This is a genomic window from Sulfuricurvum sp. PD_MW2 (genome assembly GCF_002633015.1).
GTDB lineage: Bacteria > Campylobacterota > Campylobacteria > Campylobacterales > Sulfurimonadaceae > Sulfuricurvum.
The window spans coordinates 1-26,773 of record NZ_NSIU01000027.1 but is presented as its reverse complement, the minus strand read 5'-3'; the positions used below and the strand labels follow the sequence as shown (position 1 = coordinate 26,773).

Here is a 26,773-nt window from a genome sequence, read left to right as displayed (position 1 = left end):
ATTCAGTTGCTGCTCATACAATTCTTTAATATTTTCTGTTTTGGAAGATGCCGAGAGTAAAAAAATTTTTGTATATGGAGAACACTGAATAGCAAAAATATCATTTTTTAGTTCATCATAAAATCGTTCGATTTGAATCGACTTTAACTTTAATATTGCATCCAAGTGAGAAAGTTCTGAAGATATGATTTGATTTTTTATATTTTGATAACTGTATAAAGCGATAATGACCATCGGGATAAATGATGCTATCGATAATGTCCACAACAATTTAATTTTTAAAAGTTTAGTCGATACGTTCATGGCTAAATACCCCCGTAGAGGAGTATTGTACACCATTATTTTCATGTTTAAGTATTAATTTTTGTTTTAAATAAATTCGCTTAAGAAACTGTGCTGTTACTATACTAAAAGAACTTAATTGACTGTTACTTTTTTCAGTTCTTCATCAAAAAAAGCATCAAGAACTTTTTTATCGTCTTGATTTAAAACAGCATTATCATGCATCATGACGTATTCACCTTTCGGCATCAGTTCATTGTTTACCAGCTGTTTTGCACGCGTTAAACGTTCGCGTTTAATCTCCTGATCCGTTGTAGACCACGTTGAAAAATTGAGTGCTTTACGCCCCCCTTCAATATTCGATGACATTACCCATGAAACAGGGGCTATATGATGATACCACGGGTAATTTGTTTCATTCGAATGACAATCATAACACGATGATTTTAGAAGTTTTTCGACTCGTTCATCTGCATGAAGAGCAAGAGCCGTATCCACTTTAGGATTATTAAAATCAGGACGTATGAGCTGTATAACGCATCCAAAACCTACTATCCAATAAACTATTTTTTTTGCCATGAAATATCCTTGTAAATTAAGTTGGAATCATAACTCAAAAGTAGCAAACAGCAAGAATGCACAGAATATTCGACCGACATTTGAGTCTCATTGCATCTCTTTAATTGCATCTAAACTTCATTCACGCTACACTGAGCGTATGAAAACCGTCTCCCCCGTTCTATTCTCACCATTTACGCACCTTGATGCCGCTTTTACAACCCGTCATGGAGGTGTTTCACATCCACCGTTTAACAGTGCTAATTTAGCCTTTCACGTGGGCGACAATCCCGATAATGTTATAAAAAATCATGATCTTTTAGCCGCTCAGTTCAACTATAATCGTCATCATTTGATCCACATGCGCCAGATACACTCCGATAAGATTATTCAAATCGATCCTACGTTTACGTTTGACTCTCCACCGGAATGTGACGCACTGATCACCAACCACCGAAATATTCCGCTGATGGTGATGAGCGCCGATTGCACCGGTATTTTGCTCTATGATCCTCTCCACAATGCAATTGGTGCGATACATGCCGGACGTGCCGGAGCGTTAGCCGAAATTCTCCCAAAAACGATTCACGCTATGCATGAGTCGTTTGGAACTTCCAAAGAAGATCTCTATATTGTTCTAGGCCCTTCAATAGGGGGGTGCTGTTATGAAATCAATGAATCCATCGCTTTGGAGTGTGAGCAAAAAGGGTATTCTGACTCTCTACGAAGGGAAAAAGGGAAAGTCTTCTTAGCGGTCAATACTATTTTATTGCAGCAATTGGATACTCTCAATATTCAAAAAGAGCGCATTGAAGTAATAGAACACTGTACCGCATGCAAAAACGATGATTATTTCTCGTATCGAGCAGATACGCAACAAACCGGAAGAATTGCCGGGCTCATCCTTCTGCACTGATTTTTAGCGCTAATTGCTCCGGTAAAAGTCCTAATGACTCTTCCACAAGTCGGGTATTGCCGTGCTTGATAAACTCATCATCATATTCAAACGATATTATCGATACATCCGTGATCTTCTCTTCTGATAACCATTCCAATAATGCGCTTCCAACCCCACCCATACGGGCAGAATCACTAAACACGTACCACCGTTTGTGTTTTATCGCCATTTCACGTAACATTTCTGTATCCAGCGGTTTTACGAATCGAAGATCAAGCAGCGACGGTTTATCTCCCATCAAAGCAATCGTTTGAGCCGCACGCCCTACTCCGTTACCGTATCCGATAAACAAACGGTTCGACTCATTGTCGATCAAAAGATGTGCCTTACCTTTTTCATACGGGAGCGATGCAGGTAAATCTGCTTCGAAAAATGCACCTCGAGGATAACGGATCGCACACGGATGATCATATGCAGTCGCGAACTCAACAATCTGATGAAACGAAAGCTCATCTCTAGGGGCACAAAGGGTCATATTTGGAATCAAACGTAAAAAACTGATATCGTATGCCCCTTGATGCGTTTCACCGTCTTCACCGACAATACCCGCACGATCCATCGCAATCACCACCGGCAGATCCATCAAACAGATATCATGAACGACTTGATCAAATCCTCGTTGTAAAAAGGTCGAATAGATAGTACAAAACGGCTTAAACCCCTCTTTTGCCAATGCAGCCATAGAGGTTACCGCATGTTGTTCGGCAATCGCAACATCCCAAAAACGCTCAGGATATTTCTCCATCAATGCAGAGAGCCCCGTACCGCTTGGCATAGCCGCTGTGACACCGACGATTTTCGGATTTTTATCGGCAGTAGCCATCAATACTTCGGTATAAATCTGTGTTGCACTTTTAGCACTGCTTTTTGCATTCGCTGCACCGCTTTTAAGATCAAACGGGGAGACACCGTGCCATTTTTCGTGTTTCCCCTCAGCAATCTCATACCCTTTCCCCTTAATCGTCTGAACATGGATAAGTACCGGTTTACCCATCCCTTTAGCAATCTCGAACGTCTCAATAAGCGATTTTAGATCATGACCGTTAATCGGTCCGATATATTCAATCCCCATCTCTTCAAACATAATCCCCGGAGTGATCAGCTTAAAGGACTCTTCGAAACGCTTGGCCAGATAATGAGCACCCTCTCCGAAGTTATCGACAAACTGCTCTGTTTTCTTCTTGAAGCGTTGATAAAACGGACTTGCCATGGCTGAACTGAGCATTCGACTAATCGCTCCGATCGGTTTGGCAATACTCATCTCGTTATCGTTCAAGATTATAATCATAGGATATTTACGATCTCCAAGCTCATTGAGCGCTTCATACGCCATACCTGCCGACATAGCTCCATCCCCGATTACGACGACAGGGATACGGCTCTCTTGCTCATTTTTTAATGCAATCGCTTTTGCTGCACCCACTCCCAATGAGATCGATGTCGAACTATGTCCGGCGACAAAATAATCACATGGAGATTCACTCGGCTTTGTATACCCGCTCAACCCGCCGAATTGACGAAGTGTTGCAAACTCTTCCCAACGATCGGTCAATAATTTGTGTGCATACGACTGATGAGAGACGTCGAAAATAAACGGATCTTTGGTTGCATCAAATACTTTGTGCATAGCAACAATTATTTCTGTCGCCCCCAATGTAGAACTCAAATGCCCGCCATTAGTGCTCACCACTTCTAAAATACGATCCCGTATTTTTTGTGATAACTCATCGAGTTGCGGCAAAGTAAAATTTTTAATATCCATTGTGATGCACTATCCTAACCTAATTCATAAAATCGACTCTATATTTACGCTTCGAGCAACAAAGAACGCTTCAATCTCTCATAACGTTTTTTGATCTCAGAATCGATATTTCCGGCGTCACTGATAGCAACAACACCGCCTGGGCTGATTGCACGGTCAGAGAGAACCTCTACATGAGATAAAGATCCCACTTTTTCAGAGATAAACCCATGATCCGCAGGATTAACTCTCAGCGTGACTTTTGAAGCGTCTTTGAGCTCTTCAATCAAATCTCCGGAAAGCTTTGCCGCTATCTTTGCGCTTCGCTCTGCCGTTTCGATTCCGATAACCTCTTTGGCGATATCTAGCGCCGTATGCGTCAGCTCTTTTTGGATCGAATCCAATGCACCCAGAAATTCAGCTGCGGCATTTTCGAGTGTTTTCACCGATTGTGCAAGCAGATCATGCGACTGAGCACTGGCCCCCGCATTCGTAGCTTTCTCTTGAGCAATACCGGCTTCCAATCCTTCGGCATACGCCGCTTTTCGTGCCTCTTCGAGAGCGAGTGCATGCTCTTCTTGCATCGACTCAAGCCGCATTTGCATTTTAATCACGTTGGAGCTCATCTCATCGGCTTTTTTCATCATCGATTCGATCAGTTCGTCTTTTGATGTCTTTTGCTCTTCTTTACGACGTTCAACGATCGGTTCTTCCATCGGAAGATTGTTAATTTCGTGGGACGCTTCTCCAACACTCAGTCCAGAGAGCGAAGAGAGAATTTTAAACTGGTATTTGCTAATAGTATGAGATCCGGTAGCATTCTGTTGAATTACCACATCCATCTAGCCTACTCCACCATCTCTTCAGATTCACCCAATTGTAATACACCTTGTTCTGCCAAGCCTTGTACCGCGTCAACGATTTTACGCTGTGCCGATTCGACCTCTTTCATCTTAACAGCACCCAAGAATTGCAACTCTTCGATAAATGCATCTTTTGCACGCTGTGACATGTTGGCATAAAATTTCTCTTTGAGTTCTTCTGCCGCATTTTTGAGAGAGAGCATAAGGTCATTTTTATCAACCGCTTTAAGGATTTCACGGATACTATTATTATCCAGATCAACCATATCTTCGAATGTAAACATCATCTCTTTGATCGATGCTGCAAGTTCTTGGTCAAGCTGCTCGATTTGACTCAATGTAGATTTTGAGACTTTTGCACCCAAGCGGTTGAATACATCGGCAACCGATCTTGGTCCGCCCACTTCGACTTTGTAGCTTGCGAGTGACTCGAGTTTCGATTCCAAAACGGCACTGACGCGTTTGATAATGGATGGAGAGATATCTCCGAGTTTTGCCATACGCATCGCTACTTCCGCGCGCAAATCATCCGGAAAAATATAAAGAGTTTCTGCTGCTGCAGAAGGATCCATATGTGCCAAAATCAAAGCAACGGTTTGAGGATGTTCAGTCATAATAAAGTCAGCTAGCTGCTGAGGTTTGATTTTGGACAAAAATGCAAAGTTTTGAGTATTTTGCATCGTTTTGCTCAGTTTTTCTAATATTTTTTTAGCCTCTTCCGGCCCAAGCGCTTTATAAAGAATCTCACGGGCGTAATCCATACCGCCGGTATTGAGATATTGGTTAGACTGTATAATCGCATAAAATTCTTCAAGAACTGCGGCACCAATACTTTTTTCTATCGAGCGATTATTGGCAATAAATTTCGAAATTTCGGTAATGGCATCGACATTCATGCGGGAAAAAAGGGTAGCAGTAACGTCTTCTCCTAGCTGAACCAACAAGATAGCCACTTTTTGTGACATGCTCATTTCATCAAATGCAACTTGCTGAGACTGTGTTAATGTCATTATCTCTCCTAACGCTTATGTGAGTTATCCGAAAGAGGGACTGACTCTTCATCAAGTAATGCCTGAATCAACGAAGCGATCTCTTCAGGGTGCTCTTCGGTAATTTCGCGCACTTTTTCAAGCAAGACGTCATATTTCAATTCATCTTCATTGAAGCCATCGCCAAGTCCCAGTTGATTTTCAACTTTTTTACGCATTTGCAATACTTTTTCAGCCAAATCTTCATCTTCATCGTCAGTAATTTCAAGATTTGGTTTTTCAAATTCTTCTTCTTCGCGGCTAAATTCAAGCATACGTTCCGCAAAAGGGATAATCATCTTTTTGTACGCGACAAACAAAATAATAGCGACCAATAGATATTTAAAAACTGAGGCAAACGGAGTAATATATGTAGCCATAAATTCAGATGCTTTTGATGCACCGTCTTTTGGTTTATTGCTCTCTTTCGATGCTTGGAATTCAAAGTTACGAACCGTAACTTGGTCTCCACGCTGTTCATCAGCACCGATGGATTGTTTCACCAACGCATCAATCGCTTGAATTTGCGTTTCGTCCAACGCAACATACTGAATATCGTCTGTCGGTTGACCTGCAGTATCTTTTTTCGGTTCGTATTTACCATCGACAACAACCGCAGCGGTCATACGTTTGATACGGGCAAACTCCATCTTTGTGGTGGAAACCGTTTTGGAGACTTCGTAATTGGTTGTACCGGTAGTTTTCTCATATTTTTCACCGCCACCGCCGGCAAGTCCTTGAACAGGACCGATATTACTCACCGCCCCAGGAACACCGCCTACTTGAGCCGGAGCTTGTCCGTCTCGTTTCTCTTCGCTATTTTGTTCACTTCGAACCACGTTTTCGGGATCAAATTTTTCGGATGTTGAACTTTGCTCGCTAAAATCGTACTCAATCGTCACTTTTGCAACGACACGCTCTTTTCCGCCGATAAACGGAGCAAGTACATTAACGATCTTCTCTTCTTGTTTTTTCTCTTCTTTGGTTTTATACTGCTGTTGAATGGATGATAGTTCACCCATTGCACTTGCATCGTCGTTATCTCCGAGAGTTTCACCCTCAGCACTGATCAACGCAACATTTTCAGGAGTAAGTTTCGGAACTGCGGCTGCAACGAGCTTTTTAATCCCTCGGATCTGTTTCGGCGTCAGTTTACGGTCTGCTTTCAATTGCACCATTACCGATGCGGATGGAGGAACCTCTTCGGAGACGAAAAGTGTCTCTTTCGGCAGTGCCAGTGAAACACTCGATTTTTCTACCGGCTCAAGCGAATCGATAGATCGGGCAAGTTCCCCCTCTAATGCTCTGCGAAACTTCACCTCTTGGTCAAAATTGGTTGCTCCGAAATCTTGTTTATCGAACAATTCAAAACCGACATGTCCCTCTTTTGGGATACCCATAGATGCGATAGTGATACGCTCTTTGTAAACAACTTCTTTTGGAACTTCAATGACATTTTCACGCGGAATACGGTATGGTATTTTGTCTTTTTCAAGCTGTTCAATGACTTTCGATGCATCTTCGGCACTCAGTTGTTCAAAGAGAACCTGATACCCCTCGTTTTCTTTTTTTGAACCTTCGGAAGAATATACAACTAAAAAAACCAAAAATGCGATAATCCCCGCAACCGCGGCACCGATAATCATTTTTTGTGCTTGTGTCAGCTTTCCAAAAAAAACAACAAGTTGCGAAAAGAGGGTCTTAAAATCCATTTTTACCTATTTTTATAATAAAGGATCAGTGAGCTCGAAAAATCGATCGTTCTGCACAGCAGTCCCGATGGTGATACGTATTGCATTCAATCCATAGCTGCTTAAATCACGTACAATCATACCCTTTTTTAAGAGTTCTTGCGCAATTTTTGATGAATTTTTTTCTTCAGGAAGCGATAATGTGACGAAATTCGTATAACTATCAATCACATTGATACCCTTAGAGTGTGCAAAAGTTTCATAGCGAGCCATCTCTTTGAAGTTATCAGCAATACACTTTTGAACGAATGCTTCATCTTCCAAAGCGACTGATGCAGCTTCAAGGGACAATGTCGTAATGTTAAACGGAGGGCGCACTTTATACAGCGCTTCGATGATAGAAGCTTGCGCTAGACCGTAGCCGACGCGCATACCGCCTAAACCGTAAGCTTTTGAAAACGTACCGAGGAAAAGAACATTATCAAATCGCTCGATCAAATCTTTCGGTTCAACCGCATAAGCAGGATTTTTGTAGCGCGCATATTCCATATAAGCACCATCAACAATGACCAATGTATCGCTATCAACTTTTGCAATAAAGTCGATCATTTCTGATGCGAGAAGGCCATCGCCTGTCGGATTATTCGGAGTACAAAGAAAAATGATTGACGGCTTATGTTCTTGATAAAGCGCATAAAACTCATCCATTTTATGTTCGCGTGATGCGGTCCGGATAATTTGCGCTCCTACCTGCTTTGCATAAATTTCATACATAGCAAATGTAACACTATTGATCAGTACTTTTGTTCCGCTGTGTGCTTTTGCATGAATCGCAAATTCTATCACCTGATCACTTCCTGCACCGATGATAAGTTCATTTGATTGAACACCGTATTTGGCGGATAAGGCCGTTTTGAGTTTAAGCATTGAATCATCAGGATAAAGTGCCATATTGTCAATTATAGAACGAACTGCGTCTTTTACTTTCGGAGAACATCCAAACGGGTTTTCATTACTTGCCAATTTTACGATAGAATCTTTATCGATCCCATACTCACGAACAACCAGTTCGATCGGCTTTCCGGCTTCATACGTTTTAATCGACTCTAATGCATCATTAAATTTCATAATTCTCCTTTTACGTAGCTTCCAAGCCAAGTGACTTCATCACAGTGTTTTTGAACTAAATCCTGCACCTTTTCTTCATCGATATGACCGAAAAAATCGATAAAAAACCAATATCCAAAGCCGTCATTATCACGAGAAGGACGACTTTCAATTTTACTGAGATTGATATCAGCATTATTAAAATCTTCCAAAAAGTGGACCAATGCACCTGCCCTCTGAGCATCTTTCAGACGAACTAAAATCGATGTTTTATCGTCTCCGCTGATAGCGTTTTTAAAATCACTCAGAATAAAAAACCGCGTTGCATTATTTTGGGTATCTTCGATGTTCTCAAAAAGTGTCGGAACACCGTAGAGTTTTGCGGCAATATGGGAGCAAATAGCTGCCGCTTCCGGATCTTTGGAGGCCAAAATAGCAGCTTTTGCGGTCGATTCGACCGGAATATGTTCAATCGTATCCAACCCGTGCTCGGCCAAAAACTCTCGACATTGACCAAACCCTTTATCTTTGGAATAGATCCGTTTGATATGATGTATTTTTTCGGCTTTCGTTGCGAATGCCATATGAATAGGCATATAGAGTTCGGCTACAATCTTGACATTGCTTTTACCGAGAAGATCAAGAGTCTCACCCACAACACCGTCACGGGAATTTTCAATCGGCACGACCCCAAATTTTGCACGCCCTGCTTCAAGAGTTTTAAAAACCGCTTCGATTGAACCTAACGAGAGGTAGTCGCTCATCGCACCGAAACGCGATTCTGCCGCTTGATGGGTAAAACTTCCCTCTGGCCCTAAATACGCTATACGTTCAGGGAGTTCAAGATTTCGGGCGACCGCAAAAATCTCCAAAAAGACTGCTTCGATCGCCTGAGCGTTCAAAAGACCGTTGGAATCTTCACTGATTTTTGTCAGCCGATCGATAATCGATTTTTCTCTTTCCGGACGGTAAATGGCACCATTGTTTTGATGTTTGATTTCACCGACACGACGAACCACTTCCATTCGACGGTTCAAAAGTTCTACAACTTCATTGTCGATTTCATCGATACGTGCTCTGCACTCTTCTAATGTATTCATAATCGCTCCAATATCCCCTCTATATCAGGATAAATTTCTGCCGGACGTTCAGTAGGGGTCAAAGACGGAATGATTTCATCAGCATTGCGGATTTTTCCGCTGAGAACGAATACCCCTTTCATCCCCAATTGCTGTGCTCCGATCAAATCCCCTTTGACGTCATCGCTGATAATCGTAATCTCGCTAAACGCAGCATCAGCTTTTTGATGTCGTAATCGCACCAACGCCTCTTCAAAAAAAGCTCTGCTCGGTTTACCGACGACACTATAAGGTGTCGAAGTTGCAAATTCCAACATTTTCAAAATCGCCCCGACTCCCGGATAACGTTTATGATTTTTGGCATACAACGTCGTCTCATGCATGCCGATAAGCTCTGCACCTGAGAGGAGAAACTCAATCATTTGTGCGTATTCATCAGGGGTAAAATCTTCTTTAATCGCAACAAGAACCACATCAGGCGATTCAAAATCAAGAGAATATCCCATTGCACACAAGACGTTCAAAAACTCTTCAGAACCGTATGCGGCAATCTTGCGTTTTTTGTCGATATGACGCTCTAGCATCATCAAAGGATCAAGATAATGCTCTTTGGGGATATTAAGCCCAATCGAATTGAGATACCCCAAAAACGCATCACTTGGATTTTTCGTACTGTTGGTGATTACCATATAGGGAATCTTATGTGCATTGAGATAATCGATAAAACCGATTGCCCCACGAGTAGGAAGCTTGGTATGATCGTCAATCAACGTCCCCTGCACATCTATGAAATACATCATTAATCCTGCATGTACTCTTGTTCTAGTGCGATAACATCGTCAAATGTTTCACGGCGGCGGATTAATCGCTCTTTTCCTGATTCAACGGCAACTTCGGCACTTCTTCCACGCGTATTGTAGTTGCTTCCCATACCGAAACCGTATGCTCCCGCACTGTGCACGACAAGCAAATCGTTATGTTCCATCGGAGGAAGTGGATAGTTTTTCGCTAAAAAATCACCGCTTTCACATACCGGACCGACAACATCTGCCGCACTCTCATCGCCGCTTTTATCCAAAGCTTCGATTCGATGGTATGCTTTGTACAAACTTGGACGAATCAGATCGTTCATCGCCCCATCCACCATCACAAAACGTTTGGCGCCGTTATTTTTCTCATAAAGTACTTTGGTGATGAAATATCCCGCATTTGCTGTCAAAAATCGACCCGGTTCACAGATTATGGTTACATCGATCCCTTTAAGCGCTGCAAGAATCGCCTGTGCATAATCATAAGGCTGAATCGTTGTTTCATCGTTGTATCGAACACCGAGACCGCCTCCGATATCAAAAAATTTGAGTTCAATATCAATCGCTTGCAATGAACGTAAAAGATCTGCTACGATAACCGCTGCTTCATAAATCGGTTCCAATTCCGTCAGCTGGCTTCCGATATGAAAATGGATACCTACGGGATCAAGATGATCAGAGTTTTTTGCTTGGATGTACATCCGCTTCGCCGCAACAATCTCGACACCGAATTTGTTGTCATGGAGTCCCGTAGAAATATAAGGATGAGTTTTAGGATCGATGTTTGGATTGACACGGATGCTGATACGTGCTTTTGTTCCTAACTCTCGGGCAATCATCTCAACACGACCGAGTTCTGCTTCACTCTCAACGTTGATGTATAAAATATCCGATTCAAGCGCTTCACGAATCTCATCATCGCGTTTACCGACACCGCTGAAAATGATACGGTATTTTGGGACGCCAGCCATGAGTGCACGACGTACTTCACCAATAGAGACGCAATCCGCACCCGATCCGAACTGGGCAAAATGTTTCACAACACTTAAATTTGAATTTGCTTTTACCGCATACGCTAAAATCGACTTTCGACCGCGAAATGCCTCTTTTAATGATTCAAACTGTGTACGCATTGCATCAAAATCATACACGTATAAAGGAGTTCCGTACGTTTGTGCCAAAGCTTTAAAATCGATCACCCTTAATCCCCGCTCAAATAAGTTTTATCGCGATTTTACCCTAACTCTCCTTAGGGGATTTCCAAGTCGCCAAAACATTACTCCGCTGAGCACAAGTATCGGCGCGATTACCCCCATTTCAGGAGAGAGTGTTTTATTATTCGAGAGTTCTCCAAGCATAAATAAAATACCCCATACAAACAAGGTCACCAAAATAGCTCCAAAACTAAACAATGAAAGATTGAGAAAACGGCTGCTGATAGGAGTATAGGTGAAAAATATCACCATCAGCATCGGAGCAAACCACGGTGTAATAAAAATCCGATACATTGCACTGGTAATTTTTGCAACATCAACGTTTTGATTTTTAAGTAATTTCAACGCATCCAAACCATCACCGATCGTAAAATTGGCCTTTCCTTCATACACTTGATCCAATATCTTCGGCTTAAAATCGTGCAATACTTTTAAATTCTCTTTGTCTTCAACAACAATCCCGGATCCCTTCAAATCAAATCCGCTCGGCGGACGTATAAGATGCGCTTTGCTAATGTTCCAATATCCGTTGTCATAAACCGCCTCTTTTGCGCTCAACGACTCTTTTAAAGTGCCTTGTTCAAATGTAAATACACGAATATCTTCCGCTCTTTTACTCAAAGGATACAAATTGCCGAAATAAATATAGTTTCCTTCATGGGTGAAAAAAAGATTGCTTGTGGGACGGATAAACTCCGATGTTTCCCGCAGGTTGTCGGCAAATTCATTTGCCCGCGCAAAGTTAGTGGCATGCAATGCGATATAAATACCGATCAATCCGCTTGCCACGCTTAAAAACGGCATCATTATCCGATTTTTAGAGTATCCCAACGCAAAATAAGCTGCCAATGCATTGGAACGGACCAATTCGACCAATGAGGCAATGATCGCAAATATAAGCGATATCGGAAGCATCATGTCAATTGCATAAAAATATTTGTACATCAAATAGATCAGCATCAGATTCGCAGATGATGGCAATTCAGAGGCATTGTCCATCAAATCGAATCCAACCATAAAACTGCACAGAGCAATCAGAATAATCGTAAAATAGCGTAAATAGAGTAATGATAATGTACTAAATGCGAGCATAAGAGCCTAAATAAAAAAATTGGTGCTTATTGTACCCTATAAAACCTACAATATTTTAGAGCCCTTTGAGAGAGCATTTTGCCGCAACGTCACTGCAGCTATTTTGAAGCAGCATTTCAACTGCATCGGCCGCTTTTCCAATCCAATCTGCGAGTTTTTTCTGCTCATCAGATCCAAAAGAATGAAGCACGTAATCGGCAACCTGTGATTTATGCTCGGGTTTGCCGATTCCCATACGAACACGGATATATTCCGGTGAAATAGCCGCATCGGTTGATTTTAAACCATTATGTCCACCGTGTCCGCCCCCACTTTTAAACCGAAGTGCACCGAAAGGGAGATCTAAATCATCATGGATCACAATGACCTCATCGATTTTGTAAAAGTTTTTGACGGTGAGAACGGAACGGCCGGAGAGATTCATAAACGTTAGCGGTTTGAGGAGAAAGTGTGACCCCATTTTAAACAACTCCCCTTCAAAGGAGCTCTTTGAAACATTTTGCACACTGTGGCGACGGCAAAGCTCGTCAATAACCATAAACCCGATATTATGCCGTGTATGCGCATACGTCGATCCGGGGTTTCCCAGTCCGACGATCAGCATGATTATTTCGCTTTAATGATACTAAGAACCGATACACGGTCAGAATCAGTAAATTTAACGTTTTCGATAGAGGGAAGATCACGAACCAATACTGAATCACCCAAGTCTAACGGAGAAACATCGACAGTGATGTTGTTTGGCAAGTTTTCGATCGCCGCTTTTACACGAAGACGTTTTTTCGCTACGAACAACATCCCTTTGTTTTTCAAACCGACAGGAGTTCCTACCGCTTTAACCGGAACATGATAGTGAGTCACAAGACCTGCTTGCGCAACCATCAAATCAACGTGCAACAAGTTACCAGAAACAGGATGAGACTCATACCCTTGAACAACAAGGTTCATCTCTTTTCCTGCAACGTTTACTGCGAATGCTACCGTCTCTTTATTGCGTACAGTACGGATAAAGTCGTTCATTTTGAACGCAGCGTGAATATTTTCAAGCCCTTTTCCGTAGATGTTGGCGATAAGATAACCATCACGGCGGTATGCTTTAGTAGCAGATTTGCCAATACTCTCTCTTACAATGCCTTCTAACATAATCATGTCCTTAAAATAAAATGGGACGGATTATACTTAAATACAACTTATGAAAAACTAAATTCCGTTACGACTTTAATCCGATATATTCGTCTTCTCTAAATACTTTAGGGCCATCATCTTGTCCCAGTTTCGATTTTTCAATCGTCATAGTGAGCCCTTCCATACGAAGTTTCAAATCCGATGGAGAGGTTGCAAAAGCGAACGCATCTTCTTGGGTGATTCGTCCGGCAAGGTATAAATCCAAAATACCTTGGTCAAACGTTTGTGATTTATACAGATCTTTACCCTCTGCAATCGTGTCAGGGATTTCAACATCTCGATTTTCGGCTATCAACTGCTCGATACGAGGTGTTCGGATCAAAATCTCAACAGCGGCGGTTCGTTTACCATCAACCGTCGGAACAAGACGCTGCGAGATAACCCCTTTGAGAACAGATGAGAGGGTCATCCGAACACGATTTTGTTCTGCATGCGGAAAAACGGAAATAATACGGTTAATGGTCTCTTTTGCATCCAATGTGTGCAGAGTCGAAAAAACAAGGTGCCCAGTATCAGCGGCATGCAAAGCAATCTCGATCGTCTCCATATCCCGCATCTCCCCGACGAGGATGATATCAGGATCTTCACGCAACGCAGCACGAAGGGCATTTCCAAAACTGATCGTGTCTTGCCCGACACTGCGCTGATTGATAATACATTTACGATCTTTGTGGACAAACTCAATCGGATCTTCAATCGTAATAATATGTTTACGCCGTTTCCAGTTGATCTCATCGATCAATGCTGCCAACGTTGTCGATTTGCCGCTCCCCGTTACTCCGGTTACGAGTACAAGCCCCCGTTCCATATCAGCAAACGTATGGATAACTTCGGGCAATTTAAGTTCATCGATACTCAAAATCTTGACAGGAATCAAACGAAACACAGCCGATACCCCCTCCATCTGGAAAAAGATATTGATACGGAACCGCGTATTTTCATCGAACGGGTAAACCAAGTCCACCTCTTTTTTTTCGACAAGTTCAGGAAACCTTGTACGAAGCAGCTCTTTGGCAAAAATCAGCGCATCGTCTTTTGAAAGAATTTCTCCCGAGAGCGGTATAATTTCCCCATTGATACGGGCTCGAACAACGCTGTTTGCTTTAACATGCAGGTCACTTCCCCCCGCATCAATCATACGACGTAAATAACCCCTGATTTTTTTCAATACTTCAAAATTGAGTTCGCTTAAATCGTTGGAATGAAATGTGTGTTGGTGACCTTGCTGACTCATACTACTACTCCAATGCGTTTAGAATTTCCGAAAAAGCAACTTTGAAAGCATCCAATCCTTCATCGATTTGCTGCTGAATGATAATGTTCATATCAACACCTGCACCTACAACATTTTGCCGATGTTCTTCGATGATCGATGCTGCAATCGGTAATTTTACGACGGTATCCCCTCCGCTGACATACGCATCGATCGTTGCGATCGGAGCTGTATTGACACTATTGGGAGCTAGAAGCTCATCGATATAATACGATGCTCTAAATTCGTCTCCCTTGACTCCGGTACTTGCAAACAATACACGACATTTCGGAACATTTAGTGCCTCGATGCGATTATAAATATCAGCAGCATTGAAAATTCCCATCAAACCGACACTCACTCCCTGCGGACGAAGTTTTTCATCAATAGCACGGTCAATTCGGCTCACGAATACACTAATGACGGTGTCTACTGACGCTTTTATGGACGCCCTTTGAAATGCTTCAGCACATTTGATTGCCTGTTCTGCGGAAAAAATCAACGTCGCATTCACCGCTATCCCTCGTGACGCCAATGCTTCCATCGCATGATACCCCGCTTCTGTCGCAGGAACTTTGATCATAACATTGGGACGTCCGATACACTCATGAAGACGAATCCCCTCGGCAATTGTCGCTTCAGCATCATCACACAAAAAAGGATCCACTTCAATACTCACGTATCCATCATCACCTGCATCATATAAAGGGCGTAAAATATCGGCCGCTTTTTGGATATCGAATATCGCAAGGGCTTCATATTTCTCTTTCGGTGTCAAATGCGAAAGCGTAACCAGTTGCTCTTTATAGGCCGGTGAGGTTAAAATCGCATTTTTAAAAATTGCCGGATTCGATGTCGCACCGTTGATAATTCCCTTTGCTATAAGATCTTTAAACCCTTCCTCCAAAAATGTTCGTTCTATAAAATCAGCCCATAAGGCAAAACGAGATTCAGCAATATACATTTATCAAAAACTCCGTATGTTAAGTACACCAATTATGCCGAAAAATCATTAAAAATAAAAATTCACTCCAACACTATAACGCTCTTCACTGTAGCGATGCTCAATATGTTCACCCCTGACTCGAATAGCGACTGATTCATTCCATTGCCAAAGATGTGACAAGGAGAGATGATTGTGATCCGAATTGTCAAGATAAAAGATATGGCTCGCTTCCATCAGCGTTTTCATCCGGCCACTCCAATTCAATGCTGCACCTGCGGTAAATCCTAAGCCGATATCGGTATTAAATCCCGATCGAATTTCCGGTTCACTCAACACATACCCATACAGGTATTCATTCCCAAACGATGTACCTGCACCGACACGCGTTACAAAACTGAGATGATTTCCTCCGTAATCACGATCCCAGCCACTTTTCATACGCCACGAAAACGGTTTGAAAAAATGGCTCACCGGCGCGATAGAAGCCAAAGAGAGCACTGTTGATTTTTCCATTGTCACGTTATTATGTTCAAATCCCACTACCGTATCGAGAAATTCAATCTGCGCACCAAAAAGATGCCCCGTATCATCTTCGCCTAGATCATGGAAAGCCGGCCGCCAGCCGATAGAATAAACAGAGCGTTCTTCATACCACTCTTTGCCTAATGCAATCCGCGCGGCATGATGTGCCGTATCCGGATTTGGTTTTGCCTTGAGTTCTATCATAGGAGCTATTCCCAAATTTGATCGCTGAGACAAAAGGGCGTGATAGCGATGCGTATAGTCATCTTTGGAGACCCGCCCCTCAATAAACTGATATTCGACCAACTCTGCCGCAGCTTCGAGCACATACCGCTTCTCCTGATCACTCAACATTGCAAGACGTGTATCATCAGGTCTCATTTCCCCCGAAACAAGCGCCAGTACCGATTGTATTCCTTCACTGGAGAGATGTGACTCATATCCCAACAACATTGCTCTCTTTGAAGGGCGATAATGTTTCTGCTTCACCAGTTTTTCGGCTTCAAACGCACTTACTGTTTCCGGAGGGATAATGTAATAAAAAAAATGGTCTCTCAAATGTACCGATGGGCGAGCGATTTCGGTAAGCCACAACATATGATAGGAACAATTCTCATCAAAAAAATAGTACCAGGAGTTGATCCGCTGCAGTTCCCAGATGTGGCGAACCATCGCCATCACTTCATCGTGGGTCAAATTCAAATCATATTCCCACACATCCCGAGATTCGCTGTCACGATATTCTTTGAGCTTTTCATAATACGGCAACATCGAGTAATATCCGTAATAGCCACCAAAAAGCCCTTTGTAGGCAAATAATAACCCGTTTGTATCCTCTGTATGGGCGGCATAGTTGATCGCATACGACATTAATTTCGATTCCATAGCAGAATCGATCCGCAAAAATGTATGACCGAACATCGAAGCAGGGGAATTGATATGGGCACTCGGAAAGACAAGCGTTACTTTTTGAGGATCCATTTTAGCAACAAGCACATCATAGTCGCTACATTCTCCTACACCAAATGAAGTGTTTAGTTCTTGTTCCAGCCAAGCTCGACGTGCCGGGAATCGGCAAAATGCGCTCTCGTTACTCCGATTGGTGTCCTCATTAAAATGGCGGATTGTGGAGTCTAATTCAGCAGAAAGATTGTTTTTACCCTCTGGCGATAGGAAAAATGCGGGATCATCAATCTCACTCTCACCATGAGGAGAGTGCATTAACAAATGCCAATAACGCTGATCGGATAGATGTTTGGTATGGGCTTGTGCCATCAGTTTATCGGTCGTCGTTGCATAGAGCGATAAAGTGAGCGCACAGAGTAAAAGAAAAAACGGCAAAAAAAACCTTGATTCTGTCACTCTCGAATCAATCGAGAATGACACGGGAAATGGTAGTGACGAAAACTTATCCTGCGATTGTAGAAACGTTATCCAATACCGTTGCCATATCCGCTTTTTCATTTGCATAGATAGCGTTATAGTTTGCTTGAAGTGCCGATGCAAATTCTGCTTTGTCTTGCACGTTCAAAAGTTCTGCCAAAGTTGAAACACTTTCACCTTGACCGATGGCAATTTCACGAGAGAGTTGATCCATGTTCGATGCTACGAATTCTGCTGCACGCTCATTCATAACAAATTTTGCTTTTTTACATCCGGATGTTCCTGAAGTGATACCGAATGTTTGGTTCCCAAGAGTAGTATTTGTTGTTGCTTGCAATGCCAACATTACCGCTGAACTGTCATCATGAATAATTTGCGATCCGAGTCCGCAGCCGGTTTGACTGTTCACGGTAGCGAATGCACCCGTACTGAGTGCTGCGATAGCAGCGATACTGATTAAAACTTTTTTCATAGAAACTCCTTCGTTCATAAGAATTAACGAAGAGTATAAGAAAATATTCCTTAAATATTTCCTAGATTCCAAGCGGTTTCTTCTGAAGAGACTACTGATGTTTTAGCGAGCCTTTCCAAAAAAACAGTACGTGATATCTCTTTTGCTCCCAAACTTTTCAAATGTTCTGTAGGCACCTGACAATCGATAAAATCAAATTCCAGTCTCTTAAGATATTCTACCAAAACTGCCAGTGCTACTTTTGAGGCATCCGAGACTTTGGCGAACATCGATTCGCCGCAAAATACCTTCCCCAAAGAGACTCCGTACAATCCTCCGACAAGTACACCGTTTTGATAGGTTTCTACACTGTGAGCATATCCCAAAGCATGGAGGTTCTCATAGGCTTCGATCATCTCCGGAACGATCCAGCTTCCGTTTTGCCCTCGTCTGGGGGCCGTTGCACACTCTCGTATCACTTCTGAAAACGCACTATCAAAACGGATTTCAAACTGGGGAATTTTTTTTCGTAATGACCGGTTCAATTTAAAATCATCCAGTTCTAATATCAGCCTCGGATTGGGAGACCACCATAAAATCGGGTCGTTAACACTATACCAAGGGAAAATCCCCATCCGGTAGGCAAGCATAAGACGTGAAGGGGAAAGATCTCCCCCATATGCCACAATCCCCTCCTCTGAAGTATGCCGCAGCGGATCAGGAAATGAAAGTTGATAGGTAAGGCGAGGGATCATACCGCATCATAATCGAAAATGAGTTCATCAGCATAATCGACCGAAACATTTCCACCGTGTACCAATCGGCCAAAAAGTATCTCATCTACCAGCGGGTCTTTGATCCGTTCAGAGATTACCCGTCCAAGAGGTCGTGCACCCATTGCTTTATCGTAGCCGATTTTAGCGAGATATTTTTTTGTTTTCTCGCTCACTCTCACTGTCACTTTTTTCGCTTTAAGCTGCTCATTAAGTTGTCGAATGAATTTATCCACAATCCCTTCCACTACATTGAGCGGCAGTGGAGCAAACTCAATGACACCGTCAAGTCGGTTACGAAACTCAGGGGTAAAGAAGCTTTTGAGCGCTTCGTGACGTGAAATCGAACTATCGGCATTGAACCCCATCACAGTACGTTCACTGGCTCCGATATTGGACGTCATTACCAAAATTACATTTGCAAAATTTGCTTTAAACCCCGTATTGTCCGTCAACGTTGCACTATCCATGACTTGCAGCAATACATTGATTAAGTCGGGATGCGCTTTTTCAATCTCATCAAGAAGCAATACCATATAAGGATGTTTGCGTACCGTTTCAACCAGCAACCCGCCCTGCTCGAATCCGACATACCCAGGAGGGGCACCGATCAGGCGGCTGAGTGCATGTTTTTCCATATATTCCGACATATCAAATCGTTCAAAATAGATCCCAAGCTCACCCGCAAGCGATTTCGCCAGTTCAGTTTTTCCGACCCCTGTCGGACCGGCAAACAAAAACGAAGCAATCGGTTTTTGAGGTGTACTCAGACCGGCGTATGAGCGTTTGATCGATTTTACCACCTGAACAACCGCATTGTCCTGTCCGATGACAAGTGCTTTTAGATTATCCTCTAAGGTAGATAGCTTTTCGCGATCATCCATCCCCATCTTTGAGATCGGGATCCCCGTCATTTTAGCTATTACCGTCTCAATATCCTGCGGGGTGATCGTCGTGCGTTTATGGGTTTTAAGATGAAATGCCGCCCCAGCTTCATCGATCAAATCAATCGCGACATCGGGTAAAAAACGGTCTGTAATATACTTTTTAGAGAGCTCAACGGCAGCTCGGAGTGCTTTATCGGTATATTTCACACCATGATGTTTTTCATATCGAGCACGCAGCCCTTTGAGGATCAAAAAGCTCTCTTCTTGTGAGGGTTCTCCGACTTCAATACGGGCAAAACGGCGGCTCAATGCACGATCTTTTTCAAAAACACTGCGGTATTCCGCATGCGTTGTTGCCCCCATACATTTAAGCGTTCCTGATGCGAGTGCGGGTTTGAGCTGATTCGAAGCATCCATACTCCCTCCCCCTACAGCGCCTGCACCGACAATCGTATGGATTTCATCGATAAATAAAATAGCATTCGGATGTTCAGCGGCCTCATCCATCACCGCTTTGAGACGTTTTTCAAAATCGCCTCTATATTTAGTTCCTGCCAGCATAGCCCCCAAATCAAGGGCAAATATTTCAGCATCTTCCAGCAATGCAGGAACATCCCCGGAGAGAATGCGCAGGGCCAGTCCTTCAGCGATCGCTGTTTTTCCGACGCCCGGTTCACCGATTAACAAAGGGTTGTTTTTCTTACGGCGGCACAACGTTTGAATGGAACGCTCGATCTCATTGACACGCCCGATAACGGGATCGATTTTCCCTTTTTTTGCCTGTTCAAGGAGATTGATGGCGTATTTTTGTAGTGCACCCTCATTTCGTGACTCTTCTTGAATACTCTCGACGTCACGGTGTGAAATCGCTTCGAGTACGTCAACACGGCTGATTCCGTACTCTTCGAGTAGCATACATGCATAGGTATGGTTTTCTTCGTAAACCGCAGCAATCAGATCACCCACATCGGCTGCTTCTTTTTGAGCGCTTCGGACATGGTGCATCATCCCATCAATCATCCGAGCCAATGCAACTGTTTCAAAAGGCTCTTGATCGACATCATCAGGTAACGGTTCCATCGTCTGCATCAAATATGCGCCCAATGCTTCTCGGATCAGCTCGACATCTGCACCGCAAGAACGGATGATAGCATCTCCATCGGGAGAATTGAGCAAAGAGAGCATAATATGCTCTATTGTCAGATATTCATGTCTTTGATGTCGTGCAAAAGCAATCGCTTTTTGGAAAATCGCATTGAGTTCCGAGCTCACCATAATTATGCCTCCTCCATTATCGCTTTTAAAGGAAATCCGTTTTCGCGCGCCAAGCTTGAGACTTGGTGTACTTTTGTTTCTGCAACTTCATAGGGGTAAACACCGCACAATCCACGCCCTTTTTGATGCACTTCCAGCATTATCGTATGCGCTTCCTGAACATTTTTACGAAAAAGCTTCATCAATATCTCAACGACAAAATCCATCGACGTATAATCATCGTTCAGTAAAAAGACATTATATTGCCTCGGGTGTTCCCGTATTAAATCTACGCTTGTTGAATGTTCGTGTTTCGTCGCCATAATCAAACTATACCAAATTTTTAAATTTTTGATGCGTTTATAAAATCATCAATAATGGCTTCCGCACTCTCTAGCCCGATTGAAATACGGATCAATCCCGGAGTTATACCCAAAAATACTTTTGTCTCATCATCAAAATCACGATAAATCGTAGAGCCCATATGCAACCCTAATGTTCGGCTATCACCGATATTTGCGGTAATCGTGATCAACTTTGATCGATTCAAAAATTCAAAAGCTCTCTCTTTGGATCCCATATCCAGCGTCAAAATCGTACCGCATCCGTTACTAAACTGATCGAGGTAGCGTTTATGATGCGGATGATGTTCTAAACATGGATGATTGACATTAAAACCTTTTGCATAGAGCGTTTTAGCCACTGTTTCAACAGTCGTTACAATACGATCCAAACGCAAAGGTAACGTTTCTAACCCCAACATGGTCAAATAACTCCCGAATCCGTTTGAACTCATCCCCAAATCGCGTAGTGCTCTTTTTTTTGCAACCGCTATCAAAGCGATAGAACCCATTTTGTTAATAAACGGATGAATATCACGATAACGTTCACTCTTAAATTTATCATCTCCCTCTGCAATTGCACGATACACAACCGCTCCACCGAGAGCAGATGCATTTCCTGTGATGATTTTCGTGGTTGAATACACAACGATATCAGCCCCAAATTTCAAAGGAGCGATACTCAGCGGAGTGGTCGTATTGTCCACCATCAATGCGATACTGTGACGATTCGAAATTTGCGCAATTTTTGCAATATCAGGAAGACGCATATTCGGATTTCCGACACTCTCTAAAAAGATAATCTTTGTTGCCGGAGTTATCGCTTCTTCAACCTTTTCAAGTTCATCGACATCAAAAAACTTTGTTACGATTCCAAATCGGCTCAATGTTTCTGAAAAATACGCATAGGTTCCCCCGAAAAGGCCTCCGATACTGATAATCTCATCACCGCTTTTCAATAGGCTCAGCGTTGCCATCGCAATCGCTCCCATTCCCGTAGATGCACTAACCGCTCCGACACCGCCATCCATAGAAGCTAAAATTTGTTCCAACTGAGCCGATGTTGGATTACCTACACGGGCATATAGCGGTTTTTTGATGGAACCTTCAAATATTCCCTCGCCGGTCTCACTGTCTCCGTATCCAAACGATGCGGAGTTAATCATCACCGGGCTGATCGGTCCCTCTTTTTTCCCTATTTGCTGAACAATGCTGGTTGTAAACTCTTCAAAGCGATTCATCATAAAACCTATATTAAAATTAGGCAATTATAACCTAAAAGGCGTATTCCTTGTCTAAACGAATATTTATTACTGCAACGAATACGAATATAGGGAAAACATATGCATCTAAGCGCCTAATAGAAGCGTTCAGCCGACTTGGTTTACGTGTAGGTGTTTTTAAACCGATCGAAACAGGCGTTTCATCTGTCCCCAATGACGGATATGAACTTTTGACCACCGCATCCATCTATAACAATGCCCTTAACTCTTTAAGTGTCAACGATATCGTTCCGATTCAATTATCACTTCCTGCTGCCCCTTTTGTCGCGAATGCAGGTAAATCGATTGATCTTTCACACTTTGATGATGCTTTATCAAAAATAGAAGCACTCAGCGATATTGTTATTATCGAAGGGGCAGGTGGTCTACTGGTTCCTATAGATGATCAAAAAATGATGATTGATCTTCCGCACTATTTTCATGCAGTGACACTGTTGATAACCCATTGCAATCTGGGATGTATCAATGATACCTTGCTCAGTCAAAAAGCGCTTGAAAATGCGAAACTTCCCTTTATCACTGCTTTTAACTGCCGAGCTGAAGACACTTCTTTTGAGACAACCTCTTTACCTTATTTGCATCATCGATTCCGATCCATTTACCGAATCGACAACGACATTGATACCATTGCCAAAGCACTTTTAGATACAATTTCACTATACCCTGAGGAGAGCACATGAAACACCTGATTCGAACAGATGACTTTACAACAGAACAAATATTACAGGTATTACATGATGCTGAACACTATTTAGCAGGACAATTCGACCCGATTCTCAAAGAAAAAATAATCATTACCCTATTTTTCGAAAACTCGACCCGCACAAAAAGTTCCTTTGAAATTGCCGCAAAACGTCTTGGTGCGGAAGTAGTACATCTTGATGTCCAAAAAAGTTCTACCCAAAAGGGAGAAAGTCTCGTAGATACGGCACTCAACCTCGATGCAATGGGACCACACGCCATGATCGTGCGTCATGCTCATGCTGGTGTACCCAATATCCTTGCTCAAAACACACGTGCATCGATTATCAATGCAGGGGACGGGGCACATGCACACCCGACACAAGCACTATTGGATCTCTTCACCCTTCGCCGCCATTTCGGTGAACTCAAAGGGAAAAAAATAGCGATTGTGGGAGACATCAAAAATTCTCGGGTTGCAAACAGTAACATAGAATTGTTAACACGCTTTGGTATGGAGATCACAATGGTTGCACCGCCACATTTCCTTCCTGAAACCTCTTTGCGTACAACGCATAATATTCGTGAAGTCATTGATGATATTGATGCTATTATGTCTTTGCGTACACAAACTGAGCGGCATTCTCATCAAACATACGGTTCACTCAAAGATTATGGAAGCGATTTTTGTATCACACAAGAACTCATCGGAGATCGAGATTTAATCCTACTTCATCCAGGACCGGTGCATCGTAACATCGATATTGATGATATGATGCTCAAAGATCCGCGTTGCAAGGTTTTAGAACAAGTTCAAAACGGGGTAGCCATCCGAATGGCTGTCCTCAAAGCACTCATTGCCTAATGTATGGTCTTTTTAGTTCTCTCGTCTCAGCGGGAGTTCCCTTTTTGTTTTATACGGATTTCAAAGGAGAAAAACTTCATTGTTTCCCTTTGAATGAGCTAGCTTCTCACGATATCGATTTTGCTTTTAACCATACTCCTAACGATACCAATTTTCCCCATAAACCGGAATATTTTCCTATTTCATTTGATCTTTATCGCGAAAAATTCGATATCGTACAAGAACACATACGCAGCGGCAATACCTATCTTCTAAATCTAACCCAACCAACTCCTATCCGTTCTGAGTATACGCTTCGTGAAATTTATACAATGGCTGATGCCCCCTACAAATTACGCGTAAAAAATCAATTTGTCTGCTTTTCACCCGAACCGTTTATTACGATAGAAGATAATATCATCCATACCTTTCCAATGAAAGGGACTATCGATGCATCTTTGCCAAACGCGATAGAGACGCTACTAAATGATCCAAAAGAGATCGCGGAACATACCATGATAGTCGATTTGCTCCGTAATGATTTAGGGATCGTGGCCAAAAACATTAAAGTAGAAAATTTTCGTTTTAGCACGACTCTCAATGCTGGAAATAAAAAACTGCATCAAATCAGTTCGCATATTTCTGGAATGTTAGAGAAAGACTGGAAAATTCACAGTGGAGAGATACTCAAAGCTCTTTTACCGGCGGGCAGTATAAGCGGTACACCAAAACAAAAAACTGTTGAAATCATTCAAGCGGTTGAAGACTATGAGAGGGGATACTTTACAGGAGTTTTCGGTCATTTCGATGGCAATAATCTATACACTGCCGTAGCCATCCGTTTTATTGAAAACAACAATAACCAACTTATCTATAAAAGCGGTGGTGGAATAACAGCTGAAAGCAACTGTTTAAGCGAATACAATGAAATGATTGACAAAATCTATATTCCCTAATGAACACTAATCTGTGGTCGTAGTTTAATCATTGTTTTCTCACCAATCCCTTTGACATTGACCAATTCATCTACACTTTTAAACCCACCATGCATTTTTCTATACCGAAGTATTTCTTGAGCTTTCGCTGGACCGATTCCATAAAGTGTTTGAAGTTGCGCAGAATTTGCTGCATTAATATTGACTGATCCAAAAAGAAACACAAAAAATGTCATCAGAAAAAAGACAATTCTAACCATAAGAAACCTTTTTTATTTTATTCTGTATTTTATAACTAAATTATACTGATGTCAATATAACATCTATTTCACAATAACCATTACATTTTCCTAATTGAGCTAAAATATAGGATAAGAATGTGTTTAGGATAAATAAGTGCTCCCAGCAAAATTTGATCAATATCAATATGCATCGAAAATAGTAGAAGCACCGAAATTAACTACACATGTCAATCCATTTCGATTTAGCCATCGTATCGCTATCTATAAACACCTCATTCAAACAACAAATTACAATAATCAATTTGGTGTTGACAATACAATGAATCCATTGTGGGGATTACTACTTCAATTGCTTTGGCAGGATCGATCACGCAGACTGGGAACCCATTTTTATAGTGATGTTGACGCCATTAATCCAAATGCCCCATGGGGATATGGAAATTTTTTACTTTGTATAGTACCACTTATTGCTGCAGTGGATGTAAATATAATAGATTCAGTGCAACTGGAGGCACCAAAAGTAAAAACAAACCATAAATATATCTGGCATAAAAAAAATGGAAAATTACATATCCCGAAAGAGTTCGAATCTGCACGGGAATCTTGGAGAAAATATTTTATAGCAACACAAGAAAAAAAGTTTGATAGCAATACATTACAAGAAAAACTTTGGGATGCTCACAAATCATGCATAGATATTTTTATTCAAAATTTTGATTTGAGTGAAAATACCTACTACTCACATAATGAAATACATTTCATTCGCGGTTGGTGTAGAACCATGGACTTTTTATGGAAAGCAGCCTGGCCAACAAACTTTGACTTTATGCTATTGAATGGGATCAATGTATTACCAGAACGACTACTCAATAAAAACGACAATGATAGATCATTTAAAGACTTAGACAGTCATATTCGAAGAAATATCAGAAATATACTTAGAGTTGCAGATCATTCAGATCGAATGCACAAAATTCAATTATGGTTATGGAGTAGAATCATGAGAAGCAAAGAAGCAAGAGGAAAAGTCACCATTCTTTTAGAAAACATGTTTGATCCTGCATTCAACACGATTAGTAGGAGGAGAGAGCTAATAGGGTATCTGATAGGGAAGTAGTACAAATTGAATGGCCAAATATGAATTAGTGCCTGTAGGGTTTAGAGAGGGTTTTGAAGAAAATCCAATATTTTGCAATTGTGCTAATGAAAGTAACACAAGTGCAATGAAAAAGAGAGTAGCTGATAAGAGAGGTCTAGAGCTTGAATGGTGAATATAAAGATAATAGTTTAGTAGACTTGCTTTTGATTTTGAGTGATAAGTTTTTTTTGATTATTTTAGTAGAAGAAGAAATTCTGAGAGCCAGGCGGCGAC

At 42.0% G+C, this 26,773-nt stretch carries 27 protein-coding genes; 5 read left to right on the top strand and 22 right to left on the bottom strand.

The window, feature by feature from the left end; genetic code table 11:
• On the bottom strand, positions 1 to 348 hold a 348-nt coding region (locus tag CJD30_RS10190; RefSeq protein ID WP_294918764.1), incomplete at its 3' end, for a hypothetical protein.
• Positions 349 to 417: 69 nt separating this feature from the next.
• Complete coding sequence (locus CJD30_RS10185; RefSeq protein WP_294918763.1) at positions 418 to 861, bottom strand: heme-binding domain-containing protein; 444 nt, start codon at positions 859 to 861, stop codon at positions 418 to 420.
• 139 nt (positions 862 to 1,000) lie between these two features.
• Here CJD30_RS10185 and pgeF point away from each other — a divergent pair, with 139 nt between their 5' ends.
• Positions 1,001 to 1,756: a peptidoglycan editing factor PgeF gene (pgeF, locus tag CJD30_RS10180; RefSeq protein WP_294918761.1), complete on the top strand. Its 756-nt coding sequence runs from the start codon at positions 1,001 to 1,003 to the stop codon at positions 1,754 to 1,756.
• Here the strand turns inward: pgeF and dxs are convergent.
• The 19 genes from dxs to CJD30_RS10085 form a co-directional block, all read right to left on the bottom strand.
• Positions 1,740 to 3,560, bottom strand: coding sequence for a 1-deoxy-D-xylulose-5-phosphate synthase (dxs, locus tag CJD30_RS10175; protein WP_294918759.1), 1,821 nt, complete (start codon positions 3,558 to 3,560; stop codon positions 1,740 to 1,742). The genes pgeF and dxs overlap by 17 nt on opposite strands.
• A 44-nt stretch (positions 3,561 to 3,604) precedes the next feature.
• Positions 3,605 to 4,381, bottom strand: a complete 777-nt coding sequence (gene fliH / locus CJD30_RS10170; protein ID WP_294918757.1) for a flagellar assembly protein FliH — start codon at positions 4,379 to 4,381, stop codon at positions 3,605 to 3,607.
• A gap of 5 nt (positions 4,382 to 4,386) precedes the next feature.
• Complete coding sequence (fliG, locus tag CJD30_RS10165; protein ID WP_294918755.1) at positions 4,387 to 5,412, bottom strand: flagellar motor switch protein FliG; 1,026 nt, start codon at positions 5,410 to 5,412, stop codon at positions 4,387 to 4,389.
• Positions 5,413 to 5,420: 8 nt separating this feature from the next.
• Positions 5,421 to 7,142: a flagellar basal-body MS-ring/collar protein FliF gene (gene fliF / locus CJD30_RS10160; RefSeq protein ID WP_294918753.1), complete on the bottom strand. Its 1,722-nt coding sequence runs from the start codon at positions 7,140 to 7,142 to the stop codon at positions 5,421 to 5,423.
• 12 nt (positions 7,143 to 7,154) lie between these two features.
• Positions 7,155 to 8,249 (bottom strand): histidinol-phosphate transaminase, encoded by a 1,095-nt coding sequence (gene hisC, locus CJD30_RS10155; protein ID WP_294918751.1) that lies wholly within the window; start codon positions 8,247 to 8,249, stop codon positions 7,155 to 7,157.
• A complete protein-coding gene (gene pheA, locus CJD30_RS10150) occupies positions 8,246 to 9,328 on the bottom strand; it encodes a prephenate dehydratase (RefSeq protein ID WP_294918749.1) in 1,083 nt (360 codons plus the stop codon). The genes hisC and pheA overlap by 4 nt, the downstream gene beginning before the upstream one ends.
• Positions 9,325 to 10,104 carry an HAD-IIA family hydrolase gene (locus tag CJD30_RS10145; RefSeq protein ID WP_294918747.1) on the bottom strand — a complete coding sequence of 260 codons (780 nt, stop codon included), beginning with the start codon at positions 10,102 to 10,104 and terminating at the stop codon, positions 9,325 to 9,327. The genes pheA and CJD30_RS10145 overlap by 4 nt, the downstream gene beginning before the upstream one ends.
• A gap of 2 nt (positions 10,105 to 10,106) precedes the next feature.
• Positions 10,107 to 11,315, bottom strand: coding sequence for a diaminopimelate decarboxylase (gene lysA, locus CJD30_RS10140; RefSeq protein ID WP_294918745.1), 1,209 nt, complete (start codon positions 11,313 to 11,315; stop codon positions 10,107 to 10,109).
• 24 nt (positions 11,316 to 11,339) lie between these two features.
• Complete coding sequence (locus CJD30_RS10135; protein ID WP_294918743.1) at positions 11,340 to 12,422, bottom strand: LptF/LptG family permease; 1,083 nt, start codon at positions 12,420 to 12,422, stop codon at positions 11,340 to 11,342.
• A gap of 55 nt (positions 12,423 to 12,477) precedes the next feature.
• Positions 12,478 to 13,026, bottom strand: a complete 549-nt coding sequence (pth, locus tag CJD30_RS10130; RefSeq protein ID WP_294918741.1) for an aminoacyl-tRNA hydrolase — start codon at positions 13,024 to 13,026, stop codon at positions 12,478 to 12,480.
• Between the two features lie 2 nt (positions 13,027 to 13,028).
• Entirely contained in the window at positions 13,029 to 13,565 is a 537-nt protein-coding gene (locus CJD30_RS10125; protein ID WP_294918740.1) for a 50S ribosomal protein L25/general stress protein Ctc, read from the bottom strand.
• Between the two features lie 67 nt (positions 13,566 to 13,632).
• Positions 13,633 to 14,841, bottom strand: coding sequence for a PilT/PilU family type 4a pilus ATPase (locus tag CJD30_RS10120; protein WP_294918738.1), 1,209 nt, complete (start codon positions 14,839 to 14,841; stop codon positions 13,633 to 13,635).
• 4 nt (positions 14,842 to 14,845) lie between these two features.
• A complete protein-coding gene (locus CJD30_RS10115) occupies positions 14,846 to 15,823 on the bottom strand; it encodes a transaldolase (protein ID WP_294918736.1) in 978 nt (325 codons plus the stop codon).
• 48 nt (positions 15,824 to 15,871) lie between these two features.
• Positions 15,872 to 17,668: a DUF4105 domain-containing protein gene (locus CJD30_RS10110; RefSeq protein ID WP_294918734.1), complete on the bottom strand. Its 1,797-nt coding sequence runs from the start codon at positions 17,666 to 17,668 to the stop codon at positions 15,872 to 15,874.
• Positions 17,669 to 17,735: 67 nt separating this feature from the next.
• Complete coding sequence (locus tag CJD30_RS10105) at positions 17,736 to 18,182, bottom strand: DUF3015 family protein (protein WP_294918732.1); 447 nt, start codon at positions 18,180 to 18,182, stop codon at positions 17,736 to 17,738.
• A 50-nt stretch (positions 18,183 to 18,232) separates the two neighbouring features.
• Complete coding sequence (gene aat, locus CJD30_RS10100) at positions 18,233 to 18,916, bottom strand: leucyl/phenylalanyl-tRNA--protein transferase (RefSeq protein ID WP_294918730.1); 684 nt, start codon at positions 18,914 to 18,916, stop codon at positions 18,233 to 18,235.
• The gene (clpA, locus tag CJD30_RS10095; RefSeq protein WP_294918728.1) at positions 18,913 to 21,096 is read right to left on the bottom strand and encodes an ATP-dependent Clp protease ATP-binding subunit ClpA; all 2,184 of its coding nucleotides are present in this window, start codon (positions 21,094 to 21,096) and stop codon (positions 18,913 to 18,915) included. The genes aat and clpA overlap by 4 nt, the downstream gene beginning before the upstream one ends.
• A 2-nt stretch (positions 21,097 to 21,098) precedes the next feature.
• On the bottom strand, positions 21,099 to 21,398 hold the full coding sequence (clpS, locus tag CJD30_RS10090; protein ID WP_294918726.1) for an ATP-dependent Clp protease adapter ClpS: 300 nt from the start codon (positions 21,396 to 21,398) through the stop codon (positions 21,099 to 21,101).
• A gap of 20 nt (positions 21,399 to 21,418) precedes the next feature.
• Positions 21,419 to 22,657, bottom strand: a complete 1,239-nt coding sequence (locus CJD30_RS10085; RefSeq protein WP_294918724.1) for an aminotransferase class I/II-fold pyridoxal phosphate-dependent enzyme — start codon at positions 22,655 to 22,657, stop codon at positions 21,419 to 21,421.
• A 50-nt stretch (positions 22,658 to 22,707) separates the two neighbouring features.
• Here CJD30_RS10085 and bioD point away from each other — a divergent pair, with 50 nt between their 5' ends.
• Genes bioD through CJD30_RS10070 form a run of 3 tightly spaced genes read left to right on the top strand, consistent with a single transcriptional unit; the run spans position 22,708 to position 25,180 of the window.
• Positions 22,708 to 23,379 (top strand): dethiobiotin synthase, encoded by a 672-nt coding sequence (gene bioD / locus CJD30_RS10080; RefSeq protein WP_294918721.1) that lies wholly within the window; start codon positions 22,708 to 22,710, stop codon positions 23,377 to 23,379.
• On the top strand, positions 23,376 to 24,245 hold the full coding sequence (locus tag CJD30_RS10075) for an aspartate carbamoyltransferase catalytic subunit (RefSeq protein ID WP_294918719.1): 870 nt from the start codon (positions 23,376 to 23,378) through the stop codon (positions 24,243 to 24,245). The genes bioD and CJD30_RS10075 overlap by 4 nt, the downstream gene beginning before the upstream one ends.
• Positions 24,245 to 25,180 carry an aminodeoxychorismate synthase component I gene (locus tag CJD30_RS10070; RefSeq protein ID WP_294918717.1) on the top strand — a complete coding sequence of 312 codons (936 nt, stop codon included), beginning with the start codon at positions 24,245 to 24,247 and terminating at the stop codon, positions 25,178 to 25,180. Before CJD30_RS10075 ends, CJD30_RS10070 begins: the two co-directional genes overlap by 1 nt.
• Here the strand turns inward: CJD30_RS10070 and CJD30_RS10065 are convergent.
• Positions 25,177 to 25,419, bottom strand: a complete 243-nt coding sequence (locus CJD30_RS10065) for a helix-hairpin-helix domain-containing protein (protein ID WP_294918715.1) — start codon at positions 25,417 to 25,419, stop codon at positions 25,177 to 25,179. The two genes, CJD30_RS10070 and CJD30_RS10065, sit on opposite strands and share 4 nt — an antisense overlap.
• Positions 25,420 to 25,555: 136 nt before the next feature.
• On the opposite strand from CJD30_RS10065, the gene CJD30_RS10060 reads away from it, so the two are divergent.
• Positions 25,556 to 26,518, top strand: coding sequence for a Leg1-related protein (locus CJD30_RS10060; protein WP_294918713.1), 963 nt, complete (start codon positions 25,556 to 25,558; stop codon positions 26,516 to 26,518).
• Positions 26,519 to 26,773 lie beyond the last annotated feature (255 nt).